The following is a 585-nucleotide window of genomic DNA, read 5'->3' on the forward strand; positions in this document are numbered from 1 at the left end:
GTCACTCAAAGTGACTTGCCTGGCCTTGTTTGACACCAATTCGGGCGTCAAACGGCTGACGTGTAGATGTCGGACCCCAAGCCCCCCCCGGGTTGTTCCGACGTTGGTTAGGCGTTGCTGCGTGAACATCTTCGCGCGGTTCAGACAGAACAGGATCACATGCAGAAATTTACCGTTTTAACGGCAGCTCTTGCTGCCGGCGTAATGACTTTTGCCTTCAGTGCGGCGCATGCAGCGTCATTCAGCCCGCGGGCCGATCAAGGGTTTCCCGTGGTATCCGCAAAAAGCGGCAAGGCAGGCCACGACGCCAAGGCGACAAAGCAGGCATCCGCCAAAGCGGAGACGAAGCGGGCTTCCGCCAAAGCGGAAAAGGCAAGCTGGTCCAAACCGAAGAAGTCCATCGCCAAAAGGCAGACGAAGCGCGGCCGCAAGACCGTCGACATGACGAGAACGGCATCGATCGGCCTCAGGAACGCGGCGGAGTCGACGGCCGCGGTGGCGAGCAGCGGCCAGTATTCCGCAATCGTTGCCCGCTATGCGGCGATCGAAGGCGTGCCCGTGTCGCTCGCCTCGGCGGTCATCAAG

General features: G+C 60.7%; 1 pseudogene. It reads left to right on the forward strand.

The window, feature by feature from the left end:
* Positions 1-270 precede the first annotated feature (270 nt).
* Positions 271-585 (forward strand): annotated as a pseudogene (locus ENZ75_RS33685) (lytic transglycosylase domain-containing protein); the annotation flags it as partial.

Origin of the sequence: Mesorhizobium sp. M7A.F.Ca.CA.002.04.1.1, assembly GCF_004022805.1 — a bacterium.
GTDB lineage: Bacteria > Pseudomonadota > Alphaproteobacteria > Rhizobiales > Rhizobiaceae > Mesorhizobium > Mesorhizobium ciceri.